This window comes from Microbaculum mangrovi (assembly GCF_051390635.1).
Classification (GTDB): Bacteria; Pseudomonadota; Alphaproteobacteria; order Rhizobiales; family Tepidamorphaceae; genus Microbaculum.
This window is the reverse complement of sequence record NZ_JBPODT010000001.1, coordinates 87819-102859: the sequence shown is the minus strand read 5'-3', so window position 1 is coordinate 102859 and position 15041 is coordinate 87819. Positions and strand designations below refer to the sequence as shown.

The window sequence follows — 15041 nt, the reverse complement described above, 5'->3', positions numbered from 1 at the left end:
TTTTTTCAGCAGAAATCGTGCAGACGCGGGGCGCCGGCACCCGGTGTCGGGCGCCGGCGACGAGACGGTCTCAGTCCGTTCGCCCGCCGTCGTAGAGCGCCAAATGGCCCTTGCGCAGCAGCGGGAAGTCGCCGGCGGCGCCCGGCTTGCGCGGCGGTGGACGGAAGTGGCTGGAATTGTTCGGCCACAGGACGTCCAGCGCGGTCAGGTCCAGGTTCACGACCGGATAGGCGCCGAGCCAATAGGGCTGGTCCAGCGGCATGGTGGCGCCGATCATGCGGGTGAAGGAGGCGCCGCGATTGACGAGTGGCAGCACCAGCGTTTCGAATGGACAGGCGTGACCGCGTTCGGTCTGGCCGGTGAAGCCCACAAGGGCGCCGGTGCCTTCCGAAACGACGGTGCGCATGAGCGTCGACAGCGCCTCGCGCGCGTGGTCCGACCAGCCGTCGAGCCAGTCCGTGCCCTTGAGCTCATGGCCGAAATAGCCGCAGACACGGGTGCCGGCGAGCCGGTAGGCGTATTCTCGGTCCGCCGTCACCTCCAGGATGAAGGTGTCCGACAGCATGGCGCCGATCTCCGTGGGCTCGATCTCGTGGCGCATCGGCGCCGGCCGCTCGCCTCGCAAGCCGTCCCAATAACGATACAAGGTGCGATTGGCAGCGTGTCTGATACTTGTTCCATGGCGACCACCACGGAACTCAGGTGACTTCCACATACGTCTCCCTCCGATCCGATCTGTCCCCGGTTGACACCGCCTTGCCAATCAGGTGCTTAGCGAAAGGGTGAATCGCAGGTTGCGTGCCAATCGGACCTGCCCGCCGGCACATTCCGACGCAAGGGTTTGAAACGCGGTGCAAAATCGACGCGAGCCGATCTTCAACCTGCCTGCGGCCATCGTCGTGATCGGCGTTGTTCTTACCGTAATCCACAGCCTGACCCTTTTTCTGAGCCCGGACTCGTGGGTGTGGACCGTGGTCACGTTCGGGTTCCTGCCGGCGCGCTACGACCCCGCTTTCGCGTATTACGGGCAATTGCCCGGCGGGCTCGCGGCCGATGCCTGGACGTTCGTCAGCTATGCGTTCCTGCACGGCAGCTGGATGCATCTGGGCATCAACGTCGCCTGGATGGTGGCGTTCGGAACGCCCGTGCTTCGTCGCTTCGGGACGATCCGCTTCCTCGTCCTGTCGGGGGCCGCCGCCGTCGCCGGCGCAGCGCTGCATCTGGCCACCCACTGGGGCGAGGCGGTGCCGATGATCGGCGCTTCGGCGGCAATCTCGGGGCAGATGGGCGCGGCGGTGCGCTTCGCCTTCCAGCGCCCCGTGCTGTTCGGCAATCCCGACGACAACGACGAGCGCTGGAAACAGCCCGCCGAGCCGCTTGTCGAGGCGTTCCGCGACATTCGCGTGCTCGCCTTCGTGGTGATCTGGTTCGCCGTCAATCTCGCGTTCGGGGCGACGCCGATGATCCCCGGCCAGGACGCGCCGATCGCCTGGCAGGCGCATATCGGGGGATTCCTGGTCGGCCTGCTGCTGTTCGGGATCTTCGATCCGGCGCGGCCGCCGAAGTCGATACGAGGAACCGGCGCCGACGGCGGTGAGCAGGGGCACTAGAACAACGGTTCCTGGTAGCGCTCGATCCCGTCGACGAGCAGCTTCTTGATCGCGGCGCGACCGTCGGTATCGACAGCGGCCACCACCGTGACGCGGCCATCGTTTCGCACGTTCTCGAGATTGCGGCCTTCGCCTTCCGGCACGAAATACTGCTCAATGCCGTATTCGACGCGCAGCGTGCGGCAGGGCGTGGGGCAGCCCTCCGGATCGTCGACGGGCGGGGGGCCTTCGTAGGCCGACGTGACCCGGCCGCGGATCACCGTGCGCTCGGGCAGGGCCGGCGGCTGATGCTTGAACACGCCGGCCGGCCGCGCCGGGCCGGCGAGGCTGGTATCCAGCACGACCCAGATCGCATCGTTGACCCTGAAATCCGAATCCCCGCCGATCACACCGGGGCGCAGCGTGGTGATGTCGTATTGAAGCCACACGAAATCGCCGCGGAACAGGTCGCGCGGATCTACAGGCACCACGTTGAGCGTCACCTCGGTGCCGGTGCGCAGCAGGTCGGCGCGGCTCATCACCATCCAGCCGAGCGCGGCGGTCTGAAGCACCAGCACGACGAACAGGCGCAGCGCCACGCCCTTCCAGCTACGGGACGGGGCCGTCATGCCGGTTCTCCCTGAATCGGAGGGCTAAGGCGTCGCTGAAGGCGCACGAGGATGGCGGCGAGCCCGATCAGCAGGAGGCCGCCGACCAGGAAGAACAGCGCGGTATCCAGAAGCGTCCCGAACGTGACGAAATAGAGGTAGAGCACCTCGCCGGCGAAGGCGAGCAGGCCGAACGTCGCCGCCGAACGGCTGTGGTGTCGCGTCCCGTAGGCGGCCGCCCAGACGCTGGCGGCGATCACCAGGATGCCGAGCAGCACCTGCAGCGTCAGCGAATTGGCGAACTCCGTGCTGTTCGCCGCCGCGAGCGTCAGGCCGGCCGCCCCGACGGCGGCGAGGATCGGCATCGCGGCGTCGAGCGCGATTGCGCGAAGGCCGGAGGCGGCCGCGGCGAGGAGCAGCGATCCGATCACGGCGATGACCGCCGCGGCGATCAGCGCCATGCCCTCGTCGCCGATTTCGGGTGTCGGGCTGTCGCGCAGGGCGAATTGCAGAACTATCAGCGACGCCAGGAACGCGAACAGGCCGTAGGTCGACAGAACCGAGCCCAACCGTCCGGTCTTCGTTCCCTCCGCGCGCGACGCGGTGAAACGCCCGGTTCCGAACATCGCCAGCGCGGCGGCGGCGCACAGGCCGACCGAAGTGGCGAAGGCCAGGTCCGCGGTGTCGGCAAGCTTGAACACCACCACGACGATCCAGCCCATCAGCGCCAGCACGACGAGGTGCATGCCCGGCCGCCAGTTCCACGCGCTGACGACGACGGCCATCAGCGCCAGCGGGATCAGGAAGGGCCAGTGGACGGTCCAGTCGAACTCGATCATCTCGTACCAGCTCCACAGGCCGAGCACGCCAAGGGCGAGCGGCAGGGCGGCGCGAGAGGGGCCGAGGACGGCGGCGAAGAAGGCGCCGGCGCCCCACATCAGCAGGGCATCGGGATAGTCGCCGGAAATATGATAGCTCTGGGCGACCAGCATGATCGCGGCGCCGAACAGGGCGGCGCCGGCGAATATCGCGGCGTCGGCGAACCAGGGATGGCGGGCGCGGTCGAACAGGACCGCCGATCCGTAGCAGACCGCCATGCCGCCGACGAGAATAGCGAGGCGCAGCGGGCGGGCGATCTCGGACCAGTTGGCGGCGACGAAGGCGATCGCGGCGAAGGCGATCAGGATCGCGCCGAGAAAGCCGATGACGATGGCCGTGCGCGGGCCGCCGTCCACCTTCACGGTGTCGAGGATCGACTGGGCGGACTCCTGGGTGACCCATCCGCGTTCGCGCCACGTCCGCAGATCGGCTTCCAAGCGTCGTTTGTAGAGGGCGTCCAGCATCACGGTATTGCCGCCGAGCGAATCACACGTTTTTCGGGCGAACGATTGCACCTTTCCCGAGTCGGGCGCATCATAGCCGACCTAGCCACCCAAGGAGAGCCGATTCCAGGGAGGTATTGTGAATGACCGTAGCCGTAATTCTTACCCGTAAGGGACGCGATGTCGTCACCGCCAGACCGGACAGCCGCGTGTCGGACATATGCGATCTCCTGGAGACGAAGGGGATCGGCGCCGTCGTCATCAGCCATGACGGCAGCCGGATAGACGGAATCTTCTCCGAGCGCGATTTCGTGCGCGCCGTCGCGCGCCAGGGATCGGCGGCGCTCGAGCGCCCGGTGCGCGACTATATGACCAAGGCGGTCGTCACCTGCGAGCCCGACGATCTGGTCGCGAACGTCATGCGCAGGATGACCGAAGGCAAGTTCCGCCATCTGCCGGTTGTCGAGGACGGCCGGCTCGCCGGCGTCATCTCGATCGGCGACGTGGTGAAGCACCGTATCGCCGAGGCCGAAGCCGAAGCGATGGCCATGCGCGAATATATCACCGCCTGAGGCCCCATCGCCCGACCCGTGGATCATCCCGTGACTCACCCGGCAGTCCACGGGGCGGTCAGGCTCTTTCGGCCTGACCGAGCGTCTCGACCGCTTCGGCGATCTCCTCGAGCGCGCGTTCGGTCGCCTCGATGCCGCCCGCGATCGCCTCGCGGGCGCGGTGGAACTCGAACAGGCCGATCTTGCGCATGCGCGGGGCGATGGTGACGTCGGGCGGATCGCCGCCGAGGCGGGCGCGGGCGATGCGGTCCTGGGTGATGTTGAAGGCATCGATCATGACCGAGGAAATGCCCGGCGCGCCGTCGCGATGGCCGAACATCTGGCGCCGCACCATGCGCCCGGCGGACCGGGGCGGCGGCGCCATCGGCTCGGCTCCGTTCTCGGCCTGGGCCTCGTCCCAATAGGGCTGGATGGTGCCGCGGCCGAAGACGTCGGCGTGCAGGTTGACCGCGATCACCAGCCGCGCGCCCATGGCGCGGCAGACCGAAACCGGGACCGGATTGACCAGCGCGCCGTCGATCAGCCAGCGGTTGGCGAGTTTCACCGGCCGGAATACGCCGGGCAGGGCGTAGGAGGCCCGCATCGCATCGACCAGGCTGCCCTGCGACAGCCAGATCTCGTGACCGGTGTTGAGCTCGGTGGCGATGGCGCAGAATTTTCGCGACAGCGACTCGGTCCGGGTGTCGCCGAACTGCTTTTCCAGCAGATCGCTCAGGCGGGTACCGGTGATCAGGCCGGAACCGCCGAGATTGAAGTCCATCAGCCCGAACATGCGCCGGCGGTTGAGGCCGAGGGCGAAGTCCTCGAGACCATCGAGCCTGCCGGCGGCATAGCAGCCGCCGACCACGGCGCCGATCGAGGTTCCGGCGATGATGTCGGGCGCGTAGCCGGCGGCCTCCAGGGTGCGCAGCACGCCGATATGCGACCAGCCGCGCGCCGCGCCGCCGCCAAGGGCGATGCCGATCGTCGGGCGGCCGGACCTTGCCGGACGCGGTCCGTCTTCCGTCGGCTTGTCGACCGTCGACATTGTTTTCACCCGACGTACTACTCTGACCCGACGTGTAACAGCCTGGAACACGATGTCCCCCAGAAGGACGCTGACTTCAACCGGCGCTCGGTTCCCGGTCTGCCACGCAAGACTGACGCCAAAGGAGATGGCATTGCTGGCCCCGTCGGCGGCATGAACGCAGCAAAATGCGCCGATTCGGGGGCGAAACCGGCCTGCTCGGGCTGGTCCGGCGATTTCTAGGCGTCGTCGGCCCGATCGAAGCGCAGAACCACGCCTTCGGCGGGATCCGCACCAAGCGGCACGCCGCGATAGAAGCAGGAGCGGCGGCCGGTGTGGCAGCTGTTGCCGTCGCCGCCGACCCTCACCCTGATCCAGACGGCGTCCTGGTCGCAGTCGACCCGCATCTCGACGATGGTCTGCACCTGTCCGCTGGTATCGCCCTTGCGCCACAGCTCGCGGCGGGAACGGCTCCAGTAGTGGGCGATGCCGGTCTCGATGGATTTCGCCAGCGCTTCGGCGTTCATGTGGGCGAGCATCAGCACCTCGCCGGTCGCCGCGTCGGTCGCGACGCAGGTGACGAGGCCGTCGGGGCCGAACCGGGGCGTCAGCCGGTCGCCGTCTTCGAGTGCGGCCTTGTCGCCGGGAGCGGGGAAGAGCGTATCCATGGCGTCGACACAAAGCGTCCGGCGCGGCGAATGTCAATCGGGAGCCGTGCGGGGACGGACGGCAAACGACGGCAGTGCGCGCGCAGGGCGCCCTCTGCAGCGTCATGCCCGGGATTGACCCGGCAATCCCGGGCGTGTGGCACGAGATGCCCGGGTCAAGCCCGGGCATGACGTGGAGAGGAAGCCGCCGTCCTTGCTGATGCCCGAAAAGCCGGAGAGCCGGCCACTTTTACGTCATTGCCGGGCTTGACGGGGAAGGGAGAGGTTACGGCGATACGGCCGAGGCCCCTAGGCTCCGGGTCAAGCCCGGAGCACGCGGCTTCTATTTGGATCACCGCTGCTGCCCCCGACGAAACGCGTGTCCCGGACTTGATCCGGGACCCATTCGGCCCCTCCGCGCGACATGGCCGCCGACGTCGAAATTGGGTGTCCCTCCCCCTTGCACGTCATTGCCGGGCCTGATCCGGCAATCTCAGGCGTATGGCACGAGATGCCCGGGTCAAGCCCGGGCATGACGCGTGAATGGAGACGGCTCGGCGATCCGGCCGAGGCCCCTAGGCTCCGGGTCAAGCCCGGAGCACGCGGCTTATATTTGGATCACCGCTGCTGCCCCCGACCAAACGCGTGTCCCGGACGTGATCCGGGACCCATGCGGCCGTCGCTTCCGGCGGACAGGGGGCGGTGCGCGGTGGCGCCGGCTAGTTGCGGATCAGGCGCAGAAAGCGGTCCTGCTCGTCCGGGTCGTCGCGGAACAGGCCGGTGAACTGGGTCGTGATCGTCGAGACGTCGTGCTTACGCACGCCGCGCAGGCTCATGCACATGTGCTGCGCTTCCATCAGGATCGCGACGCCGCGCGGCTGCAGCACCTCGTCGATGGTGGTGGCGATCTGCGCGGTGAGGTTTTCCTGGGTCTGCAGGCGCCGGGCATAGATGTCGACGACGCGGGCGAGCTTCGACAGGCCGACGACGCGGCCCTCCGGATAGTAGGCGATGTGCGTCTTGCCGACGAAGGGCAGCATGTGGTGCTCGCAGTGCGACTGCACCGGAATGTCGCGCAGAAGCACGATGTCGTCGTAGCCGCCGACTTCCTCGAAGGTGCGCGACAGGGCCTCGATCGGGCATTCGAAATAGCCGCCGTACAGCTCCTCGTAGGCCTTGGCCACGCGATGCGGCGTGTCGATCAGGCCCTCGCGCTTGGGGTTGTCTCCGGTCCAGGCGAGCAGCGTGCGCACCGCCGCCTCGACCTGCTCGCGGCTCGGCCGGGCCGCGGCGTCGCGCTCGCGGGTCTCGACGGACGACGTCGACAGGTTGCGCAGGATCGCGTCCATCGAGTTCTTGCCGGAGCTATCGGACATGGCGGTCAGCACCCTTCTGTGTTGCGTTCCGGACTCAAACGACGCGTGGTCCGGAACGGATCAATTATAGGGCCAAAATTCGCCGATTCCATAAACGGCTTGCCGCGCCACCCTTCCGTCTCGATATATAGGGGCGCACTCCCCCCCGCAAGGAGAGGGGCCAAAAGCCAGCCTTGCGGTACCGGTAACGGAAACCGGAAGATTCCGACGATGCTCGACGACATCTACAACAAGCGCATTCTCGAACTGGCCGGCAATATCCCGCGGCTGGGCCGGCTGTCCGATCCCGACGGGACCGCGACCGGTCATTCGCGCCTGTGCGGCTCCACCGTGACGGTCGACGTGAAGATGGACGGCGACCAGGTGTCGGACTTCGCCCACGAGGTGAAGGCCTGCGCGCTGGGGCAATCCGCCTCGTCGATCATGGCGCAGCACGTGATCGGCGCGACGCTGCCCGAGCTGATCGCGGTGCGCGACGCGATGCAGGCGATGCTCAAGGAAAACGGGCCGCCGCCGGACGGACGCTGGGCCGACTGCGCGGTGCTGGAACCGGTGCGCGACTTCAAGGCGCGGCACGCCTCCACCATGCTGACCTTCAACGCCACGGTCGAGGCTGTCGAGATGGCGCTGGCGAAGCAGAAGGAATCCGCGGCCTGTTGACGTCGCCCGCCGCAAAGCCGGGTATCGCGTCGCGGATCGCCGGCGGCCTGCTGATCGGGCTCATCCGCGTCTACCGCTACACGCTGTCGATGCTGATCGGCCGGCGCTGCCGCTATCTGCCGACCTGCTCGGAATACACCGAGGACGCGATCACGACCTATGGCGCCTGGCCCGGCCTGTGGATGGGTATAGCCCGGTTTTCGCGCTGCAATCCGTGGGGATCGTCCGGATTCGATCCGATTCCCGACGGCTTGCCGGAGGATGCGCGCTGGTATAAGCCGTGGCGCTACGGTCGCTGGAGCGGCCGTCACATCACGCTTCGCCCGGATGCGGACTGATCCGGCGCGGTGATCGGGATGCCCCATTCCGTCATTGCCGGGCTCTGCCCGGCAATTGCGTCGAAGGGACATGAAATGCCCGGGCCGCGCCCGCGCGGGACAACCGGGCGGGGCATAGGAAAACCGGTGTCTGCCGCGCGCGGCGGCCACCCGACAAAACCGCTTACCTGCGTGGTTTGCAGGAGTTGAGCAGGAGAAGACCATGATTACGCTTACCTTCCCCGACGAATCCAAGCGCGAATTCCCCGACGGCGTCACGGGCGCCGAGATCGCCGAGGGCATCTCCAAGTCGCTGGCCAAGAAGGCGATGGTGGTGAAGCTCGACGGCGAACTCACCGACCTCGCCGAACCGATCACCGCCGACGCGCGCATCGAGATCGTCACGCGCGACCTGCCCGACGCGCTGGAGATCATCCGGCACGACTGCGCGCACGTGCTCGCCGAGGCGGTGCAGGAGCTGTTTCCCGGCACCCAGGTGACCATCGGCCCGGTGATCGACAACGGTTTCTACTACGACTTCGCCCGCGAGGAGCCGTTCCATCCCGACGACTTCCCGAAGATCGAGGCGAAGATGCGCGAGATCATCGGCCGCGACGCCGCCTTCACCAAGAAGGTCTGGGACCGGGACGAGGCGCGCCGCTATTTCGGCGAGAAGGGCGAGGCCTACAAGGTCGAGCTGATCGACGCGATCCCGCAGGATCAGGACATCCGCTTCTACAGCCAGGGCGCGTGGACCGACCTGTGCCGCGGCCCGCACGGGCCGTCGACGGGCAAGATCGGCAACGCCTTCAAGCTGCTGAAGCTGGCCGGCGCCTACTGGCGCGGCGATTCCAACAATCCGATGCTCCAGCGCATCTACGGCACGGCCTGGGCCAACGACAACGACCTCAAGGCCTACCTGACCATGCTGGAGGAGGCGGAAAAGCGCGACCATCGCCGCCTCGGCCGCGAGATGGACCTGTTCCACTTCCAGGAGGAGGCGCCCGGCGCGGTGTTCTGGCACGCCAACGGCTGGACCCTGTTCCAGGCGCTGATCGCCTACATGCGCCGGCGCCAGCACGAGGGCGGGTTCGTCGAGGTGAACACGCCCGACATGATGGAGCGCGGCCTGTGGGAGACCTCGGGCCACTGGGAAAAGTTCGGCGAGAACATGTTCACGACGATCACGCCGGACGAGCGGGTGCATTGCTGCAAGCCGATGAACTGTCCCGGTCACGTGCAGATCTTCAAGAACGGCCTGAAGAGCTACCGCGACCTGCCGCTGCGCATCGCCGAATTCGGCAAGGTGCATCGCTATGAGCCTTCCGGCGCGCTGCACGGGCTGATGCGCGTGCGCCACTTCACCCAGGACGACGCGCACATCTTCTGCACCGAGGACCAGATCACCGAGGAATGCATCTCGGTGAACGCGCTGATCCTGTCGATCTACCGCGACTTCGGCTTCGAGGACGTGCGCATCAAGTTCTCGGACCGGCCGGAGAAGCGGGTCGGCTCGGACGCGGTGTGGGACAAGGCCGAGGACGCGCTGAAGAAGGCCTGCGAGGCGGCCGGCATCGCCTGGGAGCTCAATCCGGGCGAGGGCGCCTTCTACGGGCCGAAGCTCGAGTACGTGCTGCGCGACGCCATCGGCCGCGACTGGCAGTGCGGCACGCTGCAGGTCGACTTCAACCTGCCGGACCGTCTCGGTGCGTTCTACATCGGCGCGGACGGCGAGAAGCACGTTCCGGTCATGCTGCACCGGGCGATGTTCGGCTCGCTGGAGCGGTTCACCGGCATCCTGATCGAGAACTATGCCGGCCACCTGCCGCTGTGGCTGTCGCCGGTGCAGGTGGTGGTCGCCACCATCACCTCGGACGCCGACGACTACGCCCGGCAGGTCCTCGACCGGCTGGAGGCGGCGGGCGTCCGCGCCGAGATCGATCTTCGCAACGAGAAGATCAACTACAAGGTGCGCGAGCACTCGCTGGCCAAGGTGCCGGCGATCGTCGTCTGCGGCAAGCGCGAGGCCGAGGAGGGCACGGTCAACGTACGCCGGCTCGGCTCCAAGGACCAAGCGCTGCTGCCGCTGGATCAGGCCATCACCGCGTTCGTCGACGAGGCGACGCCGCCCGACCTGAAACGGGCCGGGGTGGCGAAGGTCGCCTGAGCCGAAAATCCGACCGGGCGCCGGACTGTGCCCGGTCATTGCGCCCGGGAGGGGGCGCCCGGTCTTGGCGCCCGGCCTTGGCGTCAAATCCATAGTCGGCGCATAATGCGGCCCGTTCCGGTTCTCGCGGAGCAAAGGGATGCAGTGCGCGGCCTGTGGTGCTGACAACAAGGAGGGGCGGCGCTTCTGTGCCGCCTGCGGCGCCGCGCTCGCCGCCGGCTGTCCGGCCTGCGGCGCGCCCGTCGAGCCTGGGGACCGCTTCTGCGGCGCCTGCGGGAGCGCACTTCCCGATACGGCGGAGGCCGCCGCGCCCGCCGGCGAGATGCGGCCGGTTACCGTGCTCTTTTCCGATCTGTCGGGCTTCACCGAACTGTCCAACCGGATCGATCCGGAAGCGACGGGCGCGATCCTGGATGCGTTCTTCGAGATCGCGGACGGCACCATCGCCCGGCACGGCGGCACGGTCGACAAGCACATCGGCGACTGCACCATGGGCGTGTTCGGCGCGCCGGTGGCGCATGCCGACGACGCGCGCCGGGCGGTGGCGGCGGCCGTGGAGATCCGCCAGGGCGTCGCGCGGCTGGCCGATGAGCGGCGGCTTGCCGGCGTCGGCGTCCATTCCGGCGTCGCCAACGGCATGGTGATGGCGGCGGCGTCGGGCAGCGGCGTGCGGCGCGACTACACGGTTATCGGGCCGTCGGTGAACCTCGCCGCGCGGCTGTGCGATGCCGCCGTGGGCGGCGAGATCCTGGTATCGGGCGATCTCGTGCGCCTGCTCGCCGGCGATTTCGATCTCGATCCGGCTGCGGCCATGGCGGTGGCTGGCTTCGACGCGCCCGTCGCGGTTGCCCGTGTCCGGGCGGTGGCGGCAGCCGACGGCCGGCCGGCGCTGCCGCTCATCGGGCGTCGGCGCGAGCTGCGCCAGGCGGTCGGCCTGCTCGCGGATTGCCTCGAGAGCCGCGCCGGGCAGGTGGTCTATGTGCGCGGCGACGCCGGCATCGGCAAGACGCGGCTGGTGGAAGCGATCGAGGAGCGCGCCCGCGCCGATGGCTTCCGGATCGTCAAGGCGGGCGCCCTCGATTTCGGCGCCGGCCGCCGGCAGGACGCCGCGCGGGTACTGGTCCAGGGCCTGCTCGGCATCTCGTCGGACGCGTCGCAAGGAACCGCCGCAGAGGACATCGAGGCGGCGATATCGAACGCCGTCGCGGCAGGGGCGATCGCCAACGAGGACCGCGTGTTCTGCGCCGAGCTGACGGGCGAGGCGGTGCCGGACGATCTGGTGACTTTTCGCGACCAGCTGGCGCCGGAGACGCGCCGGCGGCGGCGCGCGGACCTCATGGGCAAGCTGGCGGCGGCGGCCGGCCGGGCCGTGCCGCATCTGATCGTGCTCGAAGACGTGCATTGGGCCGACGCAGAGGTGCTGGCGGGGATCGGCGCGGCCGCGGCCGCCGTCTCGGCCCTGCCGGTCGCGCTGCTGCTGACCGGCCGGCCGGACGACGACCCGGTCGATCACGGCTTCCGGCTGGCGATCGGCGAGACGCCGCTGGCGACGATCGACTTGGGTCCGCTCAGCGCCGGCGATGCGGCGGAACTGGCGCGCGCGGCGGGCGCCGTCGGCCCCGGTAGCACCGAGGACCTGGTGCGGCGGGCGGAGGGCAATCCGCTGTTCCTGGTCCAGCTCGCCCATCACATCGGCGACTTGGCCCGCGGGGCGTTGCCGACGACGATCCAGAGCCTGGTGTTCGCCCGGCTCGACAGGCTCGCCGCCGGGGACAAGGCGACGCTGCAGGTCGCCGCGATCCTGGGCAACCGCTTCGCCCTCGACGACCTGCGGGCGCTGGCCGAGGACGCCCGCCTCGATCCCGCTCCGCTCGTTGCCGCCTATCTGCTGCGGCCGGCCGGCGAGGGCCACCAGTTCGCCCATGCGCTGATCCGAGAGGCGGTCTACGAGAGCCTGCCGCCCAGCCGGCGAACCGCGCTGCACCGGAAGGCCGCGGCCCTGTTCGCCGATCGCGACCGACTGCTGCAGGCCGAGCACCTGGAGCGCGCCGAGGATCCCGCCGCGGCGGCGTTCTTCCTGGAGGTCGCCGGCGACGAGATGCGGCTTGGCAATTTCGCCCGGGCGCTGGCGCTCAACGCGCGCGGCCTGGCGATCGCCGAGGACGCCGCCGACCGGTTCGCGCTGACCGAGCAGCGCGGCGAGATCGCGCTGACGACCGGCGACGTGACGGCGGCGCGCTCGGCGTTCGAGGACGCCGAGAGGCTCGCCGGCGACGATGCCGCCCGCTGCCGCGCCGAGATCGGCATCGCGCAGTGCCTGCGGGTCACCGACGCGCTGGCCGAGGCCGAGGCGGTGCTGCAGCGCGCCGAGGCGCGCGCCCGCGCCGCCGGGCTGACGCTGGAACGGGCACGCATCCACCACCTGCGCGGAAACCTGCTGTTTCCGCAGGGCCGCATCGCCGAGTGCCTGGCGGAGCACGAGACCGCGCTGGCGCTCGCCCGCGAGGCCGGATCCGCCGACGTGGAGGTGGCCGCGCTCGGCGGGCTGGGCGACGCCAACTACGCGATCGGCAAAATGCGCACCGCGCGCGACATCTTCGCCAACTGCATCGCGCTCGCGCGCGCCTCGGGGCTCGGCCGGGTCGCGCTCGCCAATGCGCCGATGCTGGCGCTGATGGAAATGGTCTCGGGGGATCCCGAGGCCTCGCGCACGGTCGCTGACGAGGCGTTGCGGGCATGCCGGCGCGCGGGCGCGGTGCGGCCGGAGATGATCTGCCGGCACGCCCGCTTCATGGTGGCGATCGAGGCCGGCGACGTGGCGACGGCGCGGGCCGAGATCGACCGGGCCGAGGAGATTGCCGCAGGCCTCGGCGCGACGCGGTTCCAGTCGGAGAACCGGGCCTTCCTGTCGTGGGCGCTGCGTTATGGGGGCAATCGCGCCGAGGCGCTGCGGGTGGCGCGGGAGGGCCGGGCGCTGAGCGACGAGGCCTCGCGGTACTACATGCTGCCGGTGGTGCTCGGCCAGGTGGCGGCGTCGAGCGACGATGCGGGCGAGGTCGAGACGGCGATCGCCGAGGCCCGTGACATCCTCGCCGGACAGGCGCTGTCGCACTGCTACTCGTTCTTCTACCGGGCGATGATCGAGGCCGATATCGACGCCGATGTCGACACCGGGCGGGCCGCCCGGGTCGTCGAATGGGCCGACGCGCTGGACGCGGCGACGGCCATCGAGCCCTGTGCCTGGACGAGCTACGTGTCGCGGTGGGGCCGGGCCATGGCGGCGTGCGCGGGCCGCGGCGCGCGGCCCGACGGCGTGGCGCTGGCGACGCTTGCCGCCGAGGGACGGCGGATCGGCCTGCACTGGCTGGCCGCCAGGGTTCCGGCGGCCTGAAGCGGCCCTACACCGACACCGGCTTTCCCGCCGCCCGGGCGCGCGCGAGCAGCCGCTCGGCGCGGCGCAGGTGGGGACGGTCGATCATCCGGCCGTCGAGGCTCGCGACGCCGGCGCCGCCGGCCTCGGCCATGGCCCTGACGATCGCCTCGGCCTCGTCGATCGCCACGTCGGAGGGTGTGAAGACGTCGTTGATGGTGGCGACCTGGGCGGGATGGATCGCCATCTTGGCGACATAGCCGTCGCGCACGCCCTCCTCGCAGTCGGCGCGCAGGCCGGTATCGTCGCGGAAGTCGACGAAGACGGAATCGATGGCCATGACGGCGGCGCCGGCGGATGCGGCCAGGCAAAGCGCGCGGGCGAGCCGGTAGAGGTCGGTGTAGGCGCCGTCGGCGTCGCGGTTGGTCAGCGCGCCGATATCGGCGGAGAGGTCCTCGGCGCCCCAGGTCAGGCCTTCCAGGCGGGCGCTCGATCCCTTGTAGCTTCCCATCTCGAACAGGGAGCCGCCGGTCTCAGTGGCGATCGCGACGATGCGCGTCGCCCCGTCGTCGATGCCGGCCAGGGCTTCCGACGTGGTGATCTTGGCGTCGACCAGCATGACGTCGGCGCCACAGGTGGCCTTGGGCAGCATGATGCCGTCCGGCCCGTGCGGAACGACGGCGTCGAGGTCGTCGTCGGTCAGGCCGGTGTCGAGCGCGTTAACGCGGACATAGATCCGCGGCCGGGCCTCGCGGGCCGGCAGACCGGCCAGGAACTCCGCCGTGACGGCGCGCGCGTCGGCCTTGGCGGCCGGGGCGACGGAATCCTCCAGGTCGACGATCAGCGCGTCGGCACCGCAGTCGAGCGACTTGGCGAGCTTCTTGCGGCTGTCGCCGGGAACGAAAAGCATGGATCGCACGGGACAACTACTCCGCAGGTTTCTTGCGCATGAACGCCTGGCGGCGGCAGATGCCGACCTGGTCGCCGTGCTGATTGTAGGCGCGATGCTCGAACTCGACGATGCCGGCGTCCGGGCGGGATTTCGATTCGCGCCGCGAGATCACCTCGGTCTCGACCCGGATCGTGTCGCCGTGGAAGACCGGCTTGGGGAAGCGCACGTCGGTCATCCCCAGGTTGGCGATGGTGGTGCCGAGCGTGGTGTCGTTGACCGAGATGCCGACCATCAGGCCGAGCGTGAACAGGCTGTTGACCAGCGGCTTGCCGAACTCGCTGTGCTTCTCGGCGAAGTCGAAGTCGATGTGCAGCGGCTGGGGATTATGGGTGAGACAGGAGAACAGCACGTTGTCGCTCTCGGTCACGGTGCGCCTGATGGCGTGCTGGAAGACCCTCCCGGGGTCGAATTCCTCGTACCAAAGTCCACCCATCCAAGCTCCTCCGATCCGTTGT

General features: G+C 69.1%; 14 protein-coding genes. 6 read left to right on the top strand and 8 right to left on the bottom strand.

The features are described from left to right. Window positions 1-70: 70 nt before the first annotated feature. A complete protein-coding gene (locus tag ACSF9G_RS00475) occupies window positions 71-715 on the bottom strand; it encodes a PAS domain-containing protein (protein ID WP_436637022.1) in 645 nt (214 codons plus the stop codon). A 136-nt stretch (window positions 716-851) separates the two neighbouring features. Between ACSF9G_RS00475 and ACSF9G_RS00470 the strand changes: the two genes are divergently transcribed. After that, a complete protein-coding gene (locus tag ACSF9G_RS00470; RefSeq protein WP_436637020.1) occupies window positions 852-1610 on the top strand; it encodes a rhomboid family intramembrane serine protease in 759 nt (252 codons plus the stop codon). Here ACSF9G_RS00470 and ACSF9G_RS00465 read toward each other — a convergent pair. Together ACSF9G_RS00465 and ACSF9G_RS00460 are read right to left on the bottom strand one after the other, a co-directional pair. Continuing rightward, the gene (locus tag ACSF9G_RS00465; protein ID WP_436637018.1) at window positions 1607-2218 is read right to left on the bottom strand and encodes a GDYXXLXY domain-containing protein; all 612 of its coding nucleotides are present in this window, start codon (window positions 2216-2218) and stop codon (window positions 1607-1609) included. The genes ACSF9G_RS00470 and ACSF9G_RS00465 overlap by 4 nt on opposite strands. Continuing rightward, window positions 2215-3540: a DUF2157 domain-containing protein gene (locus ACSF9G_RS00460; RefSeq protein WP_436637016.1), complete on the bottom strand. Its 1326-nt coding sequence runs from the start codon at window positions 3538-3540 to the stop codon at window positions 2215-2217. Before ACSF9G_RS00460 ends, ACSF9G_RS00465 begins: the two co-directional genes overlap by 4 nt. 122 nt (window positions 3541-3662) lie before the next feature. Between ACSF9G_RS00460 and ACSF9G_RS00455 the strand changes: the two genes are divergently transcribed. Continuing rightward, window positions 3663-4091: a CBS domain-containing protein gene (locus ACSF9G_RS00455; protein ID WP_436637014.1), complete on the top strand. Its 429-nt coding sequence runs from the start codon at window positions 3663-3665 to the stop codon at window positions 4089-4091. A 58-nt stretch (window positions 4092-4149) separates the two neighbouring features. Here the strand turns inward: ACSF9G_RS00455 and ACSF9G_RS00450 are convergent, their stop codons facing one another. From ACSF9G_RS00450 to folE, 3 genes are all read right to left on the bottom strand, one after another. Beyond that, window positions 4150-5118, bottom strand: a complete 969-nt coding sequence (locus ACSF9G_RS00450; RefSeq protein WP_436637012.1) for a patatin-like phospholipase family protein — start codon at window positions 5116-5118, stop codon at window positions 4150-4152. 218 nt (window positions 5119-5336) lie between these two features. Next, window positions 5337-5765: a phosphoribosyl-AMP cyclohydrolase gene (gene hisI, locus ACSF9G_RS00445; RefSeq protein ID WP_436637010.1), complete on the bottom strand. Its 429-nt coding sequence runs from the start codon at window positions 5763-5765 to the stop codon at window positions 5337-5339. A 698-nt stretch (window positions 5766-6463) separates the two neighbouring features. Then, entirely contained in the window at window positions 6464-7093 is a 630-nt protein-coding gene (folE, locus tag ACSF9G_RS00440) for a GTP cyclohydrolase I FolE (RefSeq protein WP_261618353.1), read from the bottom strand. 237 nt (window positions 7094-7330) lie between these two features. Between folE and ACSF9G_RS00435 the strand changes: the two genes are divergently transcribed. The 4 genes from ACSF9G_RS00435 to ACSF9G_RS00420 all read left to right on the top strand — a co-directional run bounded on the left by ACSF9G_RS00435 (window position 7331) and on the right by ACSF9G_RS00420 (window position 13655). Continuing rightward, window positions 7331-7780: an iron-sulfur cluster assembly scaffold protein gene (locus ACSF9G_RS00435; RefSeq protein ID WP_436637008.1), complete on the top strand. Its 450-nt coding sequence runs from the start codon at window positions 7331-7333 to the stop codon at window positions 7778-7780. Continuing rightward, window positions 7777-8118 carry a membrane protein insertion efficiency factor YidD gene (gene yidD / locus ACSF9G_RS00430; protein WP_436637006.1) on the top strand — a complete coding sequence of 114 codons (342 nt, stop codon included), beginning with the start codon at window positions 7777-7779 and terminating at the stop codon, window positions 8116-8118. Before ACSF9G_RS00435 ends, yidD begins: the two co-directional genes overlap by 4 nt. 202 nt (window positions 8119-8320) lie before the next feature. After that, entirely contained in the window at window positions 8321-10264 is a 1944-nt protein-coding gene (gene thrS / locus ACSF9G_RS00425; RefSeq protein ID WP_436637004.1) for a threonine--tRNA ligase, read from the top strand. Window positions 10265-10403: 139 nt separating this feature from the next. Beyond that, window positions 10404-13655: an adenylate/guanylate cyclase domain-containing protein gene (locus tag ACSF9G_RS00420; RefSeq protein WP_436637002.1), complete on the top strand. Its 3252-nt coding sequence runs from the start codon at window positions 10404-10406 to the stop codon at window positions 13653-13655. A gap of 7 nt (window positions 13656-13662) precedes the next feature. On the opposite strand, the gene ACSF9G_RS00415 is transcribed toward ACSF9G_RS00420, so the two are convergent. Both ACSF9G_RS00415 and ACSF9G_RS00410 read right to left on the bottom strand, forming a co-directional pair. Further along, window positions 13663-14553, bottom strand: a complete 891-nt coding sequence (locus tag ACSF9G_RS00415; RefSeq protein ID WP_436637000.1) for an HpcH/HpaI aldolase/citrate lyase family protein — start codon at window positions 14551-14553, stop codon at window positions 13663-13665. A gap of 7 nt (window positions 14554-14560) precedes the next feature. Then, a complete protein-coding gene (locus ACSF9G_RS00410; protein WP_436636998.1) occupies window positions 14561-15019 on the bottom strand; it encodes a MaoC family dehydratase in 459 nt (152 codons plus the stop codon). Window positions 15020-15041 lie beyond the last annotated feature (22 nt).